The following is a 17555-nucleotide window of genomic DNA, read 5'->3' as shown; positions in this document are numbered from 1 at the left end:
TTATATGCCTGTAGAACTCCCCCGGTCTAAACCTAACACAATTCGGGCAAATGCAGAACCAGGCGGCCTGAAACCGCATTTTACCGGGATAAACTTTGGTCCAATTCCTTGCGTTTCAACCAAAAGCCAATCGCAGCGCACGCGCCCTGTTCCCAGTTTCACAACATCGCCACAACGCAAAAAGGAGATGCAAAATGGAAACCTTGAAACTGCTGACACTGACCGGATTGATTGCAACAGCACCGGTTCTTGCACTGGCCAATGTCGGGCTGGGCGACAAACTGGGCACCACCGAGTCCGATATCCGCACGGCCCTGGAGGCGCAGGGATACGAAATCGAAGAGATCGAATTCGAAGATGGCGAGATCGAGGTTGAACTCATTAAGGATGGCGTGGAAACTGAACTCGTCCTGTCCGAGACGGACGGCATGGTAACTGCCATCGAACTCGAAGAGGACGACGATTGATCGGATAAAATCACAGGAGCCTCATGAAGCTTTCACAAACGTCATTGCTTTGGCTCCTTCTGGTGGTGCAGGCCGTCTGCGCCGCCTTTTTCGTGACGGACGCGATGCTGGACTGGACCGGCGGGGAAAGCGCGGGCTTTCGCCACCTGCATAGTTTCGAACTGGTTCTGGCCCTGGCATTGATCGGCGGTCTTGCCGCGACGATTGCATTGATCCGGTCCCAGAACAGGCGTGTGCGCGACATGCAGCGACAGCTGAGCGTCGCGCAGGGCGCGTTTGCTCAACTCATTGCCTCTCAATTCACTGAGTGGAACTTGAGTGATGCTGAGCGCGACGTTGCCCTGCTTTCTATCAAGGGTCTGTCAATCGCGGACATCGCGACATTGCGGCAAACCAAGGAAGGCACGGTCAAAGCGCAATGCGCGGCGGTGTATCGCAAGGCTGGAGTTACGGGACGCGTGCAATTGCTGAGCTACTTCATCGATGAGTTGCTTTCCGAACCTTTGCTGACAAACAGTTCTGAAAGGTCGAATTCGACCACATAGACCGTGAATCAAAGTGTTAGCTCGGTACCGATCTTATTCACTCACACATGCCCAATATCCTGTGAATTGAAGTGAAGGGTTGGCGCCTTTCATTCCTGCCACTACCGCCCACATGTGCGCCATACCAATTGTGGAACAAAGGACATGGTCATGGTTACGCGTCTTCTTCTCGCCTCGACAGCTTTGACGATCAGCGCGTCCGCGCTGGCCGCACAGAGCCTGTCGGATGGTCTCTATATTCAAGGTTTTGCCGGGTACAGCCAGCTACAGGACAGCGACTTTAGCGGCACGATCAATGGATCGTCGCAGTCAGTAGATACCGATTTCGATGGTGGCTATGGGCTGGGTATCGCGGTCGGCAAAGAGATCCCGCAGTGGTCGAACGATCAGTTTGGCACCCGGATCGAGCTGGAGCTGTCCTACCGTGACAACGATGTGGATGGCGTCAATTTTTCGGGCAACGGGCCCGGCGCAGAAGGCAACATTTCGGGTGACGTGTCGCAGACATCGCTGTTCGCCAATGTGCTGGTTGATTTTAAACAGGCAGGGGCCTTCACGCCCTATGTCGGTCTGGGTCTTGGTGCCACCTATTCTGATCTGGACTTTGTCTACGGGCCGGGCGTCGAATTGAACGACACCGACACCACCTTTGCTGCGCAAATTATTGCCGGTGTAGCCTATGAGATCAGCCCAAATACCTCTCTGACCCTGGACACCCGATATGCCCGCGCATTCGACGTTTCCTCGGCACGCTTGGCACCAAACGGCGCGTCCACGGGGACGGTCGAGGATGACATCGACGCCTTCAGCGTCAATGTCGGCCTGCGATACGGTTTCTGATACTTCACGGGGAAGTGTTTCTTTCGGGTTTCTCTTCCCCCTCCCGCCCCTGTGTTCTATGCACTGTGGCATGAGGACTTTTGTCATCCATATGACTGCAAGCACAGCGCGGCGACCCAATGCCGAACGGCTGTGTGCCAGTCTGCCCAATGCGGAACTGTTCGAGGCCGTCAACGGGAAGGATCCCGCACAGATCGCGGATGTTCAGTTGTTTCCAGGCGACCTGTATCGCCCCAGATATCCATTTCCGCTGCGCCCGGCAGAGATCGGCGTTTTTGAAAGCCACCGCCGAATCTGGCGCAAGCTGGTCGATGAAAAGATCGACCGCGCCATCATTACAGAGGATGATCTGCGCATAGATCCATGCCGCATGGCCGATGCGTTGGAAATGCTGGAACCGCTTGCAACCCCGGATCATTATATCCGAATTCCGGTGAAGCAGCGTGAGGATGCGGCGCGAACGCTCGCAAAGCAAAACGGAATGCGTCTGATCCTGCCAAAGATCATTGGCCTGCAATGCGTCTGTCAAGTGGTGGGGCGGCGTGCAGCTGAACGGTTGCTTGCCATAACCAACAAAATCGACCGGCCGGTGGACACGTTCCTGCAAATGCACTGGGTGACAGGACAACCGATCCTATCCTTGCAGGGCAGCGGCAATCAGGAAGTCGCGCAGGAAATCGGCGGTTCGACCATTCAGGCAAGCCCGCCGTTGGCCGACAAGCTGACGCGCGAATTCAAACGCGCGGCTTATCGTCGGAAACTGTATCTGCACCCTCAAAGATCCGCCGCTTAAGCGGCTTTTAAGGTGCTTTGGAACCGGGCGGAGCTTTGAGCCCCGCCCGAACTTGTTTTAGCTCGGCGCTTTCGTTTTACGCAGGTAAGGGAAGATCGTTTCGAACTCACCAAACTTTTCTTTTGCTTCGTCGTTCGACACGGCAGGCGGGATTATCACATCTTCACCTGGCACCCAGTTTGCGGGGGTGGCCACGCCCTTAGCGCTCATTTGCAGACCGTCCAGCGCGCGCAGGATTTCGGCAAAGTTCCGGCCCACGGTCATCGGGTAGGTCATCGACAGTTTCAACTGTTTGTCCGGGCCGATAATAAAGACCGAACGCACGGTTGCACTGTCGGCAGGGGTGCGGCCATCGGGCAGGTACGCCTCGGCGGGCAGCATGTCGAACGCCTTGGACACGGCCAGGCCGTCGTCGGCGATGATCGGAAAACCGGGGTTGGCGTTGCCATACGCCTCGATGTCCTTCTTCCACTTTTTGTGGTCCTCGACACCATCGACGGAGACGCCCATAACCTTGGTATTGCGGGCTGCCCATTCGTCGTTCAGCTGTGCAACGGCCGAAAACTCAGTGGTACAGACCGGTGTGAAATCCTTGGGGTGTGAGAACAGGATCGCCCAGCTGTCACCGATCCAGTCATGGAACTGAACAGTGCCCTGATCCGTCTCTGCAGTGAAATTCGGAACGGTGTCATTGATGCGCAAACCCATGGGGCATCTCCTTTTTTGTGAAACAAACCGAGTCGGTCGCTGGAAACCTAATAACTCTGCGCCATTGTTAAACCATTCGCTGCTTGAAAGGGTATTCATTTTTGAGGAAATTAATTTGATCAAATTGCGCCTTGCCACACAGATACGCCGGTGCCAGAGTGGCGCAAATTCCCGCCATCCGGGCCACGGGATCAGGAGGATACGTGATGATCGAGAAACGCAATTTCTACATTGACGGAACATGGGTCGCCCCATCTGCAGCGAATGATTTCGAGGTAATCAACCCCTCGACCGAGGAACCCTGCGCGGTGATCTCACTGGGCGCACAAGCTGATACCGACGCCGCAGTTGCTGCCGCAAAGGCCGCCCTGCCCGGCTGGATGGCCACACAGGTCGAAGATCGCATCGCGCTGGTCGAGAAACTGATCGAGATTTACCAATCCCGGTCCGAGGATTTGGCACAGGCGATGTCACTTGAGATGGGCGCGCCAATCGACATGGCGCGCACCCAACAATCAGGCGCGGGCATGTATCACCTTGCGAACTTTGTGCGCGCAGCCAAAGCGTTCCAATTCGACCGCCCGCTGGGCGATCACGCGCCCAATGACAGGATCATCTATGAGGCCGTCGGTGTTGCCGCCCTAATAACGCCATGGAACTGGCCGATGAACCAAGTCACGCTCAAGGTTGGCGCGGCGGCGATTGCAGGCTGCACCATGGTTCTGAAACCCTCCGAACAAAGCCCGCTGAACGCAATGATTTTTGCCGAGATGATGGATGAGGCCGGCTTCCCCGCCGGTGTATTCAATCTGGTGAACGGCGATGGCGTCGGCGTCGGCTCGCAACTGTCGGCGCATCCGGATGTGGATATGGTCAGCTTTACCGGCTCGACCCGCGCAGGCACAGAGATCTCAAAAAGTGCTGCAGACACCTTGAAGAAGGTACATCTGGAGCTGGGCGGTAAGGGCGCAAACGTGGTCTTTGCCGATGCCGATGAAAAGGCCGTCAAACGCGGCGTTCTGCATATGATGAACAACACCGGCCAAAGCTGTAATGCGCCCAGCCGCATGCTGGTGCAACGCCCGATCTACGATCAGGCCGTGGAAACCGCGGCCGAGGTGGCCAGCTTGGTTTCGGTGGGCAGCGCGCAGGAAGAAGGCCGCCATATTGGCCCTGTCGTGAACGAGGTGCAGTGGAACAAAATCCAGGACCTGATCCAGAAGGGCATCGACGAAGGCGCCCGACTGGTGACAGGCGGCACCGGTCGGCCCGAGGGGCTGAACAAGGGCTATTATGTACGTCCGACCGTCTTTGCCGACGCCAATAACCAGATGACCGTCGCGCGCGAAGAGATCTTTGGCCCGGTCCTGACCATGATCCCCTTCGACACCGAAGAAGAGGCGGTCGAGATTGCCAACGACACGCCATACGGCCTGACCAATTACGTTCAGACACAAGACGGCGCGCGGGCAAACCGAATGGCGCGGGTATTGCGTTCCGGCATGGTCGAAATGAATGGCCAGTCGCGCAGTGCAGGATCACCGTTTGGCGGCATGAAACAGTCCGGAAACGGGCGCGAAGGCGGCTTGTGGGGGTTGGAGGATTTCCTTGAGGTCAAAGCCGTCGGTGGCTGGGCGGCAGAGTGACGCCAGACCAGAACTTAACAAAAGGGCGCGGCGGTGGTTACCCGCCGCGCCCTTTTCTTTACGTGGGTCGCACGATCAGTTGCGGTTGGCCGTCCGAGGTATGCCGCGTGGATCGACCATCCCAGCCAATCTCACCGGTTACGCGCTGACGATAGGCCGAGAAGCTGTTGAACTGAACGACATCCACGGGGGTGTCAAAATGTAACGTAACGCGCCGATGCGACCCGTCACCCAATAGGGTCATACCACGGATTTCCGCCCTGAAGGGCTGCCCTAAATAGAACCCTTCAACCCGGTCACCAACACGCAAATGCATGCGATTTCCGGCCATGGCGTGCAACGTATTCCAATCGCGCACCCCATGTTGATGCGCCAACAATTCCAGCGATTCACTATGCGAGAGCGTGACCCCCGCACCGCGCAGCCTATCGCGCAGTCGTTTTGCCTGAGCTTTTAGCTCCTCAAGTGGAGCAATACTGTTTGAACGTGTCATTTCTTGCCTCGTTTCCTTAAACGGGCGCCAAGTCAGGACGGGGTTCGCATTGCCATCCGCGCGCCAGGAAAGGGCAACAGATGTTCATCAACCGGGTTTCACCAATGCCAAATGGCTGCGAACGGCAGGGGACCCGAACCTGAGGGCGACATTTCGCACTGGCGGATGTGTCTGTCAATCAGGCTCTGGTACTTTTTAACTCGCTGTCCGGTTCCAGATGGATGACAAAAACTGACCCCGGAAACTTCCTGTTCAGGGCCGCCTCGATATCGTCGCAGATGTCATGCGCGGCCGCGACCGACATGGCACCGTCAACGACAAGGTGAAACTCAACGAAAATCATGTTGGCTGACCTGCGACCGCGCAGATCATGATACTCCAACGCCGGGCCCAAATTGGCTTCGATTGTTTCGCGGACAGAAGTCAATTCCCCATCGACCAGCGAAGCATCCATCAATCCGTCGACCGAGCTGCGGATGACCTTCCACCCCTCCCACAGAATGTTCAACGCCACCAGAATCGCGATGATCGGATCAAGGACCAACCAACCTGTCGCCATCGCAATCAGCAACCCGACAACAACACCGACCGAGGTCATAATGTCGGTTAATATGTGCTTTCCGCTCGCCTCCAACGCCGGTGAGGATTCTCGTCGCCCAACCCGCAACAGCAGAAACGCCCAGATGCCATTCAGGCAGGTGGCGCCCACATTAATGGCAATACCCAGTAACGGTTCCCCGGCCAGATGCGGATTAGGCAGGGCATAGACGGCTTCACGAATGATCAGCAGCGCGGCCAGAACAATCAATGTTCCCTCAATAACCGCCGACAAGTACTCGGCTTTCTTATGCCCGAACGGGTGTTTCTTGTCTGGCGGCATGCCAGATATCCGCACCGCAAAAAATGCAAGCAGAGCGGCCGCCACATTCACCACTGATTCCAAGGCGTCCGAGAGCAGGGCGACCGAGCCCGTCACCCACCAGGCCAGCAGTTTCAGCAGCAAAACCGCCACTGAAACCGGAATGGCCCACGCCGCGAACGTCTGTGTGATCTGCCTGCTGTCCTGCTTCATAGAATCTCACTATCACAGGATGCAGCAGCGCAAAGTTTGTTTTTGACGTGACTATGCGTCGGCCTGAGCGGCCTCGAATGCCAGCATTGCGCGTTTGACCGGCAAGCCCCAGTGATAGCCACCCAGCCCACCGGATTTGCGGAGCGCCCGGTGGCAAGGGATCAGCCAGCTGACCGGGTTGCGGCCAACCGCAGTACCCACGGCGCGCACTGCTTGTGGCGATCCCACACGTTGCGCAATCTCAGAATAGGTGGTGACCTGACCCGACGGGATGTGCATCAGCGCCTCCCAAACCTTGATTTGCAGGGGCGAGCCAATGAGGTACAGCGGCGTAGGTTCCAACCGGTCGCTTGCCGCGCCAAAAGCACTTAGAACCCAAGGGCGCAGTCGCATCGGATCTTCTATGAACTCGGCCTTGGGCCAGCGTGAGATCATATCCTCCATCGCGGCCTCTTCGCCAGTTTCGGCCCCGAAGGCAATGCCGCAGATACCCTTATCGGTTCCCATGACCAGTGCCGGGCCAAAGGGGCATTCGAACCAGCCCCAATAGATCGTCAGCCCCACGCCTCTGCGCGCGTATTCGCCGGGGCTCATGGATTCCCATTTCAGGAACAAATCGTGCAGACGGCCACTGCCGGACAGGCCGACGTTGTGTGCGGTTTCCAACGTGGTGAACCGTTCCCGCAACAATGCCTTGGCGTGGCCCAAGGTCAGATATTGCTGGTAGCGTTTCGGCGACACCCCCGTCCAACGCGAGAACAGGCGCTGGAAATGCGCCGGGCTCATATCCATCTGGCGGGCTAGCTCTTCCAGGCTCAGGCCTTCTCCGCCTCGATCAATCAGGTCGATCGCGCGGCGCATGACGTTGTAGTGGTATCCGCTTTCCGGTGTCTGGACGTTCATGGCTATTACCTCATATTCTTGACCAAACCATAGCGCGCAGGTTACGCCCTCGCGACCCGGAACTTGCGCATTGGCTTTGGACTTGTATCGACGCGCCCCGAACGGCATTAAGACGCGGATGGCAAAACAACTCGGATATCACCGGATCCGCGAGATCTTTACGCGCTTTCAGGAAGCCGACCCCGAACCCAAGGGCGAGCTTGAGCATGTCAACGTCTATACTCTGGTCGTTGCTGTGGCGCTGTCTGCGCAAGCCACCGATGTAGGCGTGAACAAGGCCACCCGTGCGTTGTTCAAGATCGCCGACACACCGCAAAAGATGCTGGATCTGGGCGAAGAAGGTCTGATTGAACACATCAAGACCATTGGCCTGTTTCGGCAAAAGGCGAAAAACGTCGTTAAGCTCAGCCGTATTCTGGTCGACGAGTATGGCGGCGAGGTGCCCAATTCCCGCGCCGCGCTGCAATCGCTGCCGGGTGTGGGCCGCAAGACGGCCAATGTGGTGTTGAACATGTGGTGGCGGTATCCGGCGCAGGCGGTGGACACGCATATCTTCCGTGTAGGCAACCGCTCGGGCATCTGCCCAGGTAAAAACGTTGACGCCGTCGAGCGCGCCATCGAGGACAATATCCCCACAGACTTTCAGCTGCACGCGCATCACTGGCTGATCCTGCATGGCCGCTATCATTGCAAGGCGCGCAAACCCATGTGCGGCACCTGCATCATCCGCGATCTCTGCGAATTTGAGGACAAGAACCTATGAAAACCTACCAACTGACCGGCATCGGAAACGCAGTTGTGGACGTGATTTCCCAAGCCGACGACAGTTTCCTGGAGTTGATGGGCATTGAAAAAGGCATCATGCAGCTGATCGAGCAGGAGCGTGGCGAGGTCCTCTATGCCTCGATGGAAGGCCGCGTACAGACGCCGGGTGGCTCGGTCGCCAACACCATCGCCGGCGCAGGTGCGCTGGGGCTGGATTCAGCGTTTATCGGGCGGGTTCATGATGACGCTCTGGGCCGGTTTTACGCGGATGCGATGAACGAGGACGGCGTTGATTTCGTGAATCCTCCGGTACCGGGGGGCGAACTGCCGACCTCGCGTTCGATGATCTTTGTCTCGCCCGATGGGGAACGGTCGATGAACACTTATCTGGGGATTTCCTCGGAACTGTCGTCGCAGGACGTATCGGATGACGTCGCAGGCAACAGCCAGATCATGTTCCTTGAGGGCTATCTGTTCGACAAGGAAAAGGGCAAAGCCGCGTTTCTTGAGGCCGCGCGCGCGTGCCACAAGGGTGGCGGCAAGGCGGGTATCGCCATTTCCGACCCCTTCTGTGTGGAACGCCACCGTGTCGATTTCCTGCTGCTGATCGAAAACGAACTTGATTTCGTCATCGGCAACGAGGCCGAGATCAAATCCCTGTTCGAAACCGACGATCTGGAAGAGGCGCTGGCCAAAACCGCCGCGATCTGCCCGCTTGTCGTATGCACCCGCTCCGGCGACGGCGTGACTGTCCTAAGCGACGGGCAACGCGTCGACGTACCAGTCGAGAAAGTCGTGCCCGTGGACGCAACCGGTGCGGGCGATCAGTTTGCCGCCGGCTTCCTGTTTGGCATGGCCACAGGCCGCGATCACGAAGCCTGCGCCAAGATCGGCAATATCTGCGCCCGCGAGGTCATCAGCCACATCGGCCCGCGCCCCGAGGCGAACATGCAGGACCTGCTGCGCGCCGAAGGGTTGCTGTAATCCGCTGATTAAGATCCAGCCGCCGCGTCGTTCAAAGCCCAGTTATACTGATACGCTTTGACACGCGGCGTCTGCTGAAGACGGGCGCGCAGCTCGGGTTCCGCTGCGGTCGCGATGTAGGCCAGCACGGATTTTTCATTTGGTCCGAAATCCTCGCGGAACCAGATAAAGATCTTTGACAGGATCAATCCGCCGCGTTGGTCGAACTGCACGCCACGCGGATCGTTGATATAGGCGTGCTCGGCAGCGGCGAAATCGCGCTCCAATGTCGCGGCCTGCCAGGCGCGATCCATCAGGTTAGGGCAGCCCACAGCGGCGCAGTTCAGCGCATAGTGGATGCGCGGTTCGCCGAATGTGGGCCGAATAATGCGGTGTTCGATGTCATTGAGGGTCAACTCCTGCCCGGCCACCCGCGCCAGAGGTTGATTCCACGGCCCAATCGATAATGGCCCATCCTTGATGTCGCGGATCGAAGCAACGGGATAGTTTTCAAGAACCACATCCACCGTCAGCGCATTGTACAAGTTTATCCAATAGGCCAGTTGCTGGTCACGTGTCAGCCGCGCAGGGTCAACGGCTTGCAGATCGACCAGATATTCGTCCAGGCGCGCGCGGTCTGCCTGTGTCACCTGCCCGTAAGCTACCCGGTTCACGCCCTTCCCGTCGGCTACGACATAACGGTGCAGAAAGGCGGTCCAGTCGCGGTGATCGACCTTTTCGCCCGGCGGGGACGCAAATCTGGTCAGGGTCTGCCCTGGCAATGCCTCGGGGGCGGGCAAGGCCAGACGCTCGACACTTGCGCAAGCGGTCAAAACCGGAAGCAGAAGCAGGATCAGAAGTTTTCTCATGAGACGTCCTTTTGGTTCCGGCGCGTGGCGCGCATCTGCCCCTTGAGCCGCTTGAGCGGGGCCAGACCCGGATCGCTCAGGTCCGGCAGATCGGGTCCAGCGGACAGGTGGGGGACGGCGGCATTCCACCAGCTTGGGCCTGAAGGCCCGTCCACCCGATCCGGTGCGACCAGATGCATGTCACGCTGCGCGTTGTGAACGCACATGGACAACGGCCCGTTTGCGGTTGCGACCATAAAGACGCAAGAGACACAGCGATCATCCTCCAACGCGTCGGCGGCCATGAAGTTATGAATGAAGACCGATTGCCGGCGGACAGGTCCCCGCAACAAGCCGCGGCCCAAACGCAGCACGCATTTCAGCAGATGCAACCCGGCCCGCAGCGCCAAAAACGGGTTGCGCCGCGCCATACGCCGGACGCTGTCACGGGTGTCGATATGACCGTCAGTTGATTGGTCGGCCCGGCTTAGCGCGGCGATCACTTTCTGCGTCAGGCGTTTGGCGGACAGAACCGAAACCGCACGCCCGCCGGCAGTCACAACACTTGCATAGCGATTGCATTTCGAATGCCCAACGGCGGCCGTGTCAAAATGCAGGGGCGTTTCATATCCGGCCTCGACCGCACGCATGACACTGTCCTGCGTGATCGCGTCGGGACGTTCGCGTAACATCCCGCGCCCGGTATCCGCTTGCATCTGGAAGGACACAAAAGCCACCTCGGGGCGGTCTCGCATGAATCGTGCCAGCGCAGACAGTTCAGCAATATTGCCGCCGAAGACCGTCGTGTTGAACAATACCCGCAGGCCCAGTCCGCGCGTGTGGCGGATATAGGCGCGGCGCACCACATTTAACTCAGTCTCGCTGTTGAACCCCTTGCGCTCCTGCGTCATGTCGACGTGAAAGGCCACGTCATCCAACCCCGCCGCCGCAAGCCGCGTCAGAAACGCCCGGCTGGCGCGAATGCCGTTGGTCATCAGGCACGACCGCATGCCCAGGCGGCGAATTTCACGGCACAGTGCCTCTAGGTCTTCCACCTTGCGCAGGGTCGGATCACCCCCCGTCAGCTGGACCGAGACACCGGGGCCATAATGGCTGTGGATTGTGGCAAGACGCGCAAACAGAACCGACAGCGGTGGGTCATAGGTCATCTCGGCTCGGTCCGAGAGGTAACACAGTGTGCAATCCAGATTACAGCGTTGGGTGACCTCAAGCGCGACGCAGGCGATGGGGTAGAACCGGCCTGCCGTCTGCCCTGCGCCATATTCCCCGCACCCTTGCAGACCGCCGCGCAAAGGCGCGCGACGGTCAGTGCCGGTAAACTTGCGTCCGGCGGGTTTTACAGAAGAGAGAGTTGGGGACGTGTCCTTCATACCCGTCAAGCTAGACAGGTCGATCAGATGCGGCCACGCCCCCTCACGCCAACGTGCGGCTTAGTGAGTGAATCACCCGCAGCACCCGCCGGATTGTTTCACCTGAGCGGTTGCAGGCGCTTCGTTCAGGTTCGCACCCCGCCCCAACCACGTCCGCTCTGCGAGATAGAAATCGGTGAACCGGGTTACAAAATCCTCGGAAACGGTTTTCTGCGGGATGCCGGTCGCCATCAAAGCCTGTTGCCACGCCTTCACCTTAGGATAGTCAGCCAGCATATCGTGCCCGCTGTGATCGGCCACGATTGCAGCCCGGTGAAGCAACGGCAACCAAGCCATATCGACATTGCCCAGCGCCTCACCCGCAAAGAATGGGCCACAGCTAAGCTGCTTCTCGGCTTTCGCGAACGAGGCGTTCAACTTGGTCGTCCGATCCGCAAAGATCACCAGATCCGCGCTTTGCATTGCGCTGCACTGAACAAGGTAGTGCTTGCTGGCCTGATAGCTCCACGCGCGGTTCAGAGCGCGCTGTTCGGGTGTCAGATCGGGTTGCAGCGGGGCGGCCACCTCATCGAGGTATTCGGCAATCGCGTCCGACTCAAACAGCGCTATACCGCCTTCGGTCACCAGAACCGGCACCTGACCTGTCGGCGACAGCTCCAGAAACCAATCCGGCTTGTCGCTGAGGCTTATGTAGTCGATCTGATAGGGCACCTGCTTGGCTTCCAACAGCGCAGTGACACGCTGAACGAAGGGGCAGATTTTGAAACTGATGATACGGATCATTTGTCTTTCCTTTTGCTGGTTTCATCTGTCAGACGAAGCCCGCGCCAAAAAGACGACGATCAGATCAACATTTTTTGCAGGATTTCGGTTTTTTCTGCACGTCCGAGATATTGCCCCGCACATCCATTGAGATATTGCAGCAATCTTCGAACGCTTTTCGCAGCTCCGAGCGGCCTTTTTGAACCCGGGACTTAAGCGTTGAATAGGCCAGCCCCTGCGCCTGTGCATAATCCTGTTGGGACATGCCATTGATGTCGATCTCCATCAGCATGTCCGCGGTTTCCTGCGGCAACCCGCGAATGAAAGGTTCGACGCACCCCTCAAGGTCCTGACGCGTTTCCGGATCATCCCGATGATACCAAAGATCATCCGGATGCGCCTCGACACGGCCGGATTTTCGGTAATGGTCGATGATCGTGCGGTCGGCCGTTTGAAACAACCACGGTTGCAGTTTGGCAGGGTCTTTCAGATTGGGCAGACCGGTGAAGACCTTGACCGAGATCTCTTGCAACAGGTCTTCCACATCCGCGGTGTTGGACACACGCGAATGCAGAAACGCCTTCAGGCGCGCGCGGTACTTGGGCCAGATGTCTTCAATCTGCATGCCGCTTTATGACAGGTGATCGGCAAAGGCGGCAACCACCTGCTCGTACTCCGCACGTTTGTAGGAACCGATTTTGCAAGTCTACCGGCGCGATTTTTGGCAAGGCGAGGTTGCCAGCTACAACGCCAAAAATTTGCCTCAGTGTCGATGTATCTCATCGCCAATTAGATTAATTCCGGATTTTTTATGACACTTCGCGTAGCTATTTTGGTGGACGGCGACAATATCAGCGCCACTTACAAAAAATACGTTGGCCGGATCGCTCAGAAATATGGGCGTATCGACGTCGCACGGGTTTATATGAATGCTCAGGTTTCTTCGGCGTGGCATGAGGCCAGCGAGTATCACCTGATCCATAGCGGCACGGGCAAGAACGCCTCAGATATTCTATTGTGTATCGACGCAATCGAGTTCGCCTTGAACCGGGGCATCGATGCCATGGTGATCGTCAGCTCGGACGGCGACTTTACGCACCTGCATCGGCGGCTACGCGAATTCGGCGTCAGGACAGTCGGCGTTGGCGAAGCCAAAGCACCACAGCACGTTCGGGATAATTGCACTGTGTTTGTTGAGCTTCAGCAAAGCCGAGCCTCCGAGGCGTCCGACCTCGACAGAAAAATCCAGACTGTAATTTCTCAGGACAGCCAGAATGGGCAAGGCATACCCATCGCCGATCTAAACGTGCGTATGCGTCGGTTACACGATATCAAGATCAGTACGTATCCCGAAAAGAACTGGCGCGGATACCTGACCGCGCGCGACGATTTGTTCGAACTGGACCCCAAAGGACCTGCCGCACGCGTTCGCTTCAAGCCCCAAGGCTTTGGTTAGCGCCCAAAGCCCAAGTAATCGGCAAAGGCGGCAACCACCTGTCGGTAAACCTCACGTTTGAACGGCACGATCTCGTCAATCAGCTGACCGGGCTCCTGCCATTTCCACTTGATGAATTCCGGGTGCTCGGTCTGGATGTCGATCTGATCGTCGCGGCCGGTGAACCGCAGAAAGAACCATTTCTGTTCCTGCCCGCGATAACGGCCTTTCCAGATTTTCGGCACGATGTCGTGTGGCAGATCATAAGGCAGCCAGCCGTCTGTTTCGGCGACGATCTCGACCAAGTCCGAGGTTACGCCGGTTTCTTCCCACAGCTCACGCAGGGCTGCATCCCGTGGATCTTCGCCCTTGTCCACGCCGCCCTGAGGCATTTGCCATGCATCCTTGTGGCGATCATTGCGCTGACCGACGAAAATCCTGCCCTCGGCATTCATCAGCATAAGCCCCACGCAAGGGCGATAGGGCAGTTTGGCGATCTCTTCGGGGGTCATGTGCAGCCTCGTGAATGTGCTTTGAGACGTCTGTATCAAGCCCCAAGGCGCCAGCAAAGGGTGTGACGTTAGGTTTCGCGTGACAACGTTGACGTGAAGGTCAATCTAGCGTCGACAAATCGGGAGGGAGAGTTCGCCATGACTGCGTACCCAAATATGCTGGCCCCGCTGGATCTGGGCTTTACGACTTTGAAGAACCGCGTCCTGATGGGGTCGATGCACACAGGGCTTGAGGAAACCGGCGACTGGAACCGTGTGGCCGAGTTCTATGCCGACCGCGCCCGTGGCGGTGTCGCATTGATGGTGACAGGCGGGATTGGCCCGAACCTTGAAGGATCGGTGCTGCCCGGCGCGTCGATGATGACCAATGATAAAGAAGTCGCGAACCATTCCATCGTGACACAGCGGGTGCACGACGCGGGGGGCAAAATCGCGATGCAGATCCTACATGCGGGTCGCTATGCTTATGGTCCGAAATGTGTGGCCCCCAGCCCGGTGAAATCCCCGATCTCGCCCTTCCCGCCGAATGAGCTGGACGAGGAAGGTATCGAGAAACAGATCAGCGACATCGTGAACGCTGCCGTTCTGGCCCGGAAAGCGGGTTATGACGGGGTCGAGATCATGGGGTCCGAGGGATATTTCCTCAACCAGTTCATTGTGAAACACACCAACATGCGTACCGACCATTGGGGCGGGTCCTATGAGAACCGTATGCGCCTGCCGATCGAAGTCGTTCGCCGCACGCGTGAAGCCGTAGGCACTGATTTTATCATCATCTATCGCCTGTCGATGATCGACCTGATCCCCAATGGCTCGACCCATGAAGAGGTCGTTGAACTGGCCCAGCGTATCGAAGAGGCCGGTGCCACGATCATCAACACCGGCATCGGCTGGCACGAAGCACGCATTCCGACCATCGCCACCAGCGTTCCGCGCGCGGCCTTCGCCTGGGTAACGAAAAAGCTGATGGGTAAGGTTTCTATCCCCGTCATCACCTCGAACCGGATCAACACGCCAGAGGTAGCCGAAGAGGTCCTGTCGACGGGTTGCGCCGACATGGTGTCTCTGGCCCGTCCGATGCTCGCCGATGCAGATTTCGTCAACAAGGCAATTGCAGGTGAAGCGGCACAGATTGCGCCGTGCATTGCCTGCAACCAGGCGTGTCTGGACCACACCTTTAGCGGCAAGTTGACCTCGTGCCTTGTGAACCCGCGCGCTTGCCATGAGACCGAATTGGAATTCACCACAACTGAAGCGCCAAAGACGATTGCCATTGTCGGCGCCGGCCCCGCGGGATTGTCCACCGCGATGACCGCAGCCCAGCGCGGACACGACGTGACCCTGTTCGATCGCGCCTCGGAGATTGGCGGCCAATTGAACATGGCCAAGCAGGTTCCGGGCAAAGAAGAGTTCTGGGGACTGGTCGATTGGTACCGCACCATGATGACCGATCTGGGTGTGAAGGTAGAGCTGAACCGCGAAGTCAGCGCTGACGACCTGACCGGCTTTGACGAGGTGGTTATCGCTACTGGTGTCATTCCGCGCGATCCGCAAATCCCGGGTCAGGATCGGGACAACGTCATCAATTATATCGACGTGCTGCGCGAAAAGGCGGATGTCGGTAAGTCAGTCGCCGTGATCGGTGCCGGCGGCATCGGGTTTGATGTGTCCGAATTCCTGCTGGAAGACGGCCACAGCGTTACCACCGACCTGCCCGCATGGATGAAGGAATGGGGCGTCACAGACCCGGCCGAACACCGCTCGGGCCTGGCACCTGAGGGTCCGCAACCTGCGGCACCTGCGCGTGAGGTCACTCTGTTACAGCGCAAGAAACAGGCGCATGGGAAAGGTCTGGGTAAAACAACCGGCTGGATTCACCGCGCTACGCTAAAGATGAAGGACGTCAATTTTGTGGGCGGCGTGAATTACGAGCACATCGACGAAGACGGCCTGCATATCAGCTTTGGCGAAGAACGTGCTGATCCGACCGTTATCGCGGCGGACACAATCGTTATGTGTTCCGGTCAGGTATCCGAGCGCAGCCTGGCGGATGCGTTGATCGACCAGGGTATCACTCCGCACGTGATCGGCGGTGCGGATGTGGCGGCAGAGTTGGATGCTAAACGGGCGATCAATCAGGGGACGCGGCTGGCGGCTACGTTCTAAAGCAACACCTCAATTGAACTGCAGGAAGTCGTCTCGAAAGAGGCGGCTTTTTTTGTGCCGCTTGACTCTATTGGTATTAATATACATATGTACGTCATGAGTCAGAAAACAGAACGCACCCAAACGGGAATTCGTATCGAAAAACGCCTGCTGAAAGTCCTCAAGGGGCTGGCAGAGTCGCTGGACATGACCCTTGGCGATCTGATCGAGGGGATTACCCTGCATAGCTTTGAGAACAAGCCAGCGTTTTCCGAGGAAACGCTGGAGAAGATCAAACAGCTCAAAAATGTCTACGACCTCGACTGGACAGCCGAGGACAGCCACCGTTTCAAGGAGGACGGAGAATGAGCACCGACATCACCAGCGCGTTTGAGGCACACGCCATCGATAACACAACGTTCGGACATGCCGAACATGTACAGGTCGCATATGACCTGCTGCGAAAGTACGATTTCATCGATGCTGCAGCGATCTACGCCAAAGGGATCCGAACACTTGCGGCCAAAGCCGGCGCCCCGGATAAGTTCAACCTGACGATCACTTACGCATTCATGAGCCTGATCGCAGAGCGTCTTGCCAGTTCACAATCCAGTACTTTCGAGGCATTCATTGCGGAAAACCCCGATTTGATGGCCAAGACCGCCCTCAGCCAATGGTATCCACAAGAACGGCTGAATTCGGCGCTGGCGCGCCGTATTTTCCTATTGCCCGACGTGGCATAGTTGCCTGCGCCGCGAAGGCACGTCGGCTACTCGACCGTTATCGTGATCACCTGGGACACAATAGGAGGGGAGTGTGGCACATGCCCGGCATCGCCCAGCACCAGTTGCAGCGTGTGTGCACCAGGGGCCAATTCCGTTGTCACCTCGGTCTGTCCCCCGCCGAAATGCAGATGGTTGTCGTCCGCAGGCAGACCATAGGCCAGCTCGTCCACACCGTCCTCGCCCTCACCCAATGGCGGGCGGTCGATCAGCAAATGGTGGTGCCCGGTATTTTCCACCTCGGTTCCGGCGGGGGCCACGCCCATCCCGCTTAGCCCAAAGACCACGGTCACCGGCGATGAAACCGTGTCGCCATCCGACAGGTTTACAAAATAGACCCGTGCGTCTGGGTTCGACGGCGTCTCGCCACCCGCCCATACAAGGGTTGCGGACAGACATATGGCTGCGATGGTATAAATGGCTTTCATGATCTCCTCCGTGGTCACAAATTTGCCATTGTCACCCTAGCATATCTGGCCGAAATC

At 57.8% G+C, this 17555-nt stretch carries 21 protein-coding genes; 11 read left to right on the top strand and 10 right to left on the bottom strand.

The window, feature by feature from the left end; genetic code table 11:
- Window positions 1-194 precede the first annotated feature (194 nt).
- The 4 genes from AC2FID_RS10920 to AC2FID_RS10905 all read left to right on the top strand — a co-directional run bounded on the left by AC2FID_RS10920 (window position 195) and on the right by AC2FID_RS10905 (window position 2645).
- Window positions 195-467, top strand: a complete 273-nt coding sequence (locus AC2FID_RS10920) for a PepSY domain-containing protein (RefSeq protein ID WP_058274978.1) — start codon at window positions 195-197, stop codon at window positions 465-467.
- Window positions 468-490: 23 nt separating this feature from the next.
- Window positions 491-1012 carry a helix-turn-helix transcriptional regulator gene (locus AC2FID_RS10915; RefSeq protein ID WP_109313601.1) on the top strand — a complete coding sequence of 174 codons (522 nt, stop codon included), beginning with the start codon at window positions 491-493 and terminating at the stop codon, window positions 1010-1012.
- A 150-nt stretch (window positions 1013-1162) separates the two neighbouring features.
- Entirely contained in the window at window positions 1163-1852 is a 690-nt protein-coding gene (locus AC2FID_RS10910; RefSeq protein ID WP_282170198.1) for an outer membrane protein, read from the top strand.
- A gap of 58 nt (window positions 1853-1910) precedes the next feature.
- On the top strand, window positions 1911-2645 hold the full coding sequence (locus AC2FID_RS10905) for a glycosyltransferase family 25 protein (RefSeq protein WP_496836795.1): 735 nt from the start codon (window positions 1911-1913) through the stop codon (window positions 2643-2645).
- A 57-nt stretch (window positions 2646-2702) separates the two neighbouring features.
- On the opposite strand, the gene AC2FID_RS10900 is transcribed toward AC2FID_RS10905, so the two are convergent.
- Window positions 2703-3353, bottom strand: a complete 651-nt coding sequence (locus AC2FID_RS10900; RefSeq protein WP_058274981.1) for a peroxiredoxin — start codon at window positions 3351-3353, stop codon at window positions 2703-2705.
- A gap of 206 nt (window positions 3354-3559) precedes the next feature.
- Between AC2FID_RS10900 and AC2FID_RS10895 the strand changes: the two genes are divergently transcribed.
- Window positions 3560-4999: an aldehyde dehydrogenase family protein gene (locus AC2FID_RS10895; protein ID WP_496836793.1), complete on the top strand. Its 1440-nt coding sequence runs from the start codon at window positions 3560-3562 to the stop codon at window positions 4997-4999.
- Window positions 5000-5057: 58 nt separating this feature from the next.
- On the opposite strand, the gene AC2FID_RS10890 is transcribed toward AC2FID_RS10895, so the two are convergent.
- From AC2FID_RS10890 to AC2FID_RS10880, 3 genes are all read right to left on the bottom strand, one after another.
- Window positions 5058-5492, bottom strand: a complete 435-nt coding sequence (locus AC2FID_RS10890) for a glyoxalase superfamily protein (protein ID WP_496755355.1) — start codon at window positions 5490-5492, stop codon at window positions 5058-5060.
- Window positions 5493-5670: 178 nt separating this feature from the next.
- Window positions 5671-6564 carry a cation diffusion facilitator family transporter gene (locus AC2FID_RS10885; protein WP_496760681.1) on the bottom strand — a complete coding sequence of 298 codons (894 nt, stop codon included), beginning with the start codon at window positions 6562-6564 and terminating at the stop codon, window positions 5671-5673.
- 51 nt (window positions 6565-6615) lie between these two features.
- Window positions 6616-7467: a methylated-DNA--[protein]-cysteine S-methyltransferase gene (locus tag AC2FID_RS10880; RefSeq protein WP_058275230.1), complete on the bottom strand. Its 852-nt coding sequence runs from the start codon at window positions 7465-7467 to the stop codon at window positions 6616-6618.
- Window positions 7468-7585: 118 nt separating this feature from the next.
- On the opposite strand from AC2FID_RS10880, the gene nth reads away from it, so the two are divergent.
- Together nth and AC2FID_RS10870 are read left to right on the top strand one after the other, a co-directional pair.
- Window positions 7586-8230, top strand: coding sequence for an endonuclease III (gene nth, locus AC2FID_RS10875; RefSeq protein WP_496836791.1), 645 nt, complete (start codon window positions 7586-7588; stop codon window positions 8228-8230).
- Window positions 8227-9216 carry an adenosine kinase gene (locus tag AC2FID_RS10870; RefSeq protein WP_472722697.1) on the top strand — a complete coding sequence of 330 codons (990 nt, stop codon included), beginning with the start codon at window positions 8227-8229 and terminating at the stop codon, window positions 9214-9216. The genes nth and AC2FID_RS10870 overlap by 4 nt, the downstream gene beginning before the upstream one ends.
- Before the next feature lie 8 nt (window positions 9217-9224).
- On the opposite strand, the gene AC2FID_RS10865 is transcribed toward AC2FID_RS10870, so the two are convergent.
- The 4 genes from AC2FID_RS10865 to sigZ form a co-directional block, all read right to left on the bottom strand.
- Window positions 9225-10064 carry a DUF547 domain-containing protein gene (locus AC2FID_RS10865; protein ID WP_496836789.1) on the bottom strand — a complete coding sequence of 280 codons (840 nt, stop codon included), beginning with the start codon at window positions 10062-10064 and terminating at the stop codon, window positions 9225-9227.
- Window positions 10061-11434, bottom strand: coding sequence for a radical SAM protein (locus AC2FID_RS10860; protein WP_496836788.1), 1374 nt, complete (start codon window positions 11432-11434; stop codon window positions 10061-10063). The genes AC2FID_RS10865 and AC2FID_RS10860 overlap by 4 nt, the downstream gene beginning before the upstream one ends.
- A gap of 72 nt (window positions 11435-11506) precedes the next feature.
- Window positions 11507-12217 (bottom strand): glutathione S-transferase family protein, encoded by a 711-nt coding sequence (locus AC2FID_RS10855; protein WP_496836786.1) that lies wholly within the window; start codon window positions 12215-12217, stop codon window positions 11507-11509.
- A 64-nt stretch (window positions 12218-12281) separates the two neighbouring features.
- Window positions 12282-12821, bottom strand: a complete 540-nt coding sequence (sigZ, locus tag AC2FID_RS10850) for an RNA polymerase sigma factor SigZ (RefSeq protein WP_282152297.1) — start codon at window positions 12819-12821, stop codon at window positions 12282-12284.
- A 186-nt stretch (window positions 12822-13007) separates the two neighbouring features.
- Here sigZ and AC2FID_RS10845 point away from each other — a divergent pair, with 186 nt between their 5' ends.
- A complete protein-coding gene (locus AC2FID_RS10845; RefSeq protein WP_496836784.1) occupies window positions 13008-13652 on the top strand; it encodes an NYN domain-containing protein in 645 nt (214 codons plus the stop codon).
- Here the strand turns inward: AC2FID_RS10845 and AC2FID_RS10840 are convergent.
- Entirely contained in the window at window positions 13649-14143 is a 495-nt protein-coding gene (locus AC2FID_RS10840) for an RNA pyrophosphohydrolase (protein ID WP_109313615.1), read from the bottom strand. The two genes, AC2FID_RS10845 and AC2FID_RS10840, sit on opposite strands and share 4 nt — an antisense overlap.
- 138 nt (window positions 14144-14281) lie before the next feature.
- Here AC2FID_RS10840 and AC2FID_RS10835 point away from each other — a divergent pair, with 138 nt between their 5' ends.
- The 3 genes from AC2FID_RS10835 (at window position 14282) to AC2FID_RS10825 (ending at window position 17031) form a co-directional block, all read left to right on the top strand.
- The gene (locus AC2FID_RS10835) at window positions 14282-16309 is read left to right on the top strand and encodes a 2,4-dienoyl-CoA reductase FMN-binding domain-containing protein (protein WP_496836782.1); all 2028 of its coding nucleotides are present in this window, start codon (window positions 14282-14284) and stop codon (window positions 16307-16309) included.
- Window positions 16310-16405: 96 nt separating this feature from the next.
- Window positions 16406-16657 carry a hypothetical protein gene (locus tag AC2FID_RS10830; RefSeq protein ID WP_234999171.1) on the top strand — a complete coding sequence of 84 codons (252 nt, stop codon included), beginning with the start codon at window positions 16406-16408 and terminating at the stop codon, window positions 16655-16657.
- The gene (locus tag AC2FID_RS10825; RefSeq protein ID WP_109313618.1) at window positions 16654-17031 is read left to right on the top strand and encodes a hypothetical protein; all 378 of its coding nucleotides are present in this window, start codon (window positions 16654-16656) and stop codon (window positions 17029-17031) included. The genes AC2FID_RS10830 and AC2FID_RS10825 overlap by 4 nt, the downstream gene beginning before the upstream one ends.
- Before the next feature lie 26 nt (window positions 17032-17057).
- On the opposite strand, the gene AC2FID_RS10820 is transcribed toward AC2FID_RS10825, so the two are convergent.
- Complete coding sequence (locus AC2FID_RS10820; protein ID WP_282119589.1) at window positions 17058-17498, bottom strand: DUF4399 domain-containing protein; 441 nt, start codon at window positions 17496-17498, stop codon at window positions 17058-17060.
- Between the last annotated feature and the right edge of the window lie 57 nt (window positions 17499-17555).

It is taken from the genome of Ruegeria sp. CDSC068 (genome assembly GCF_059610545.1).
Note: the sequence above shows the minus strand (reverse complement) of the source record. Positions and strands in the feature narration are given on the sequence as shown.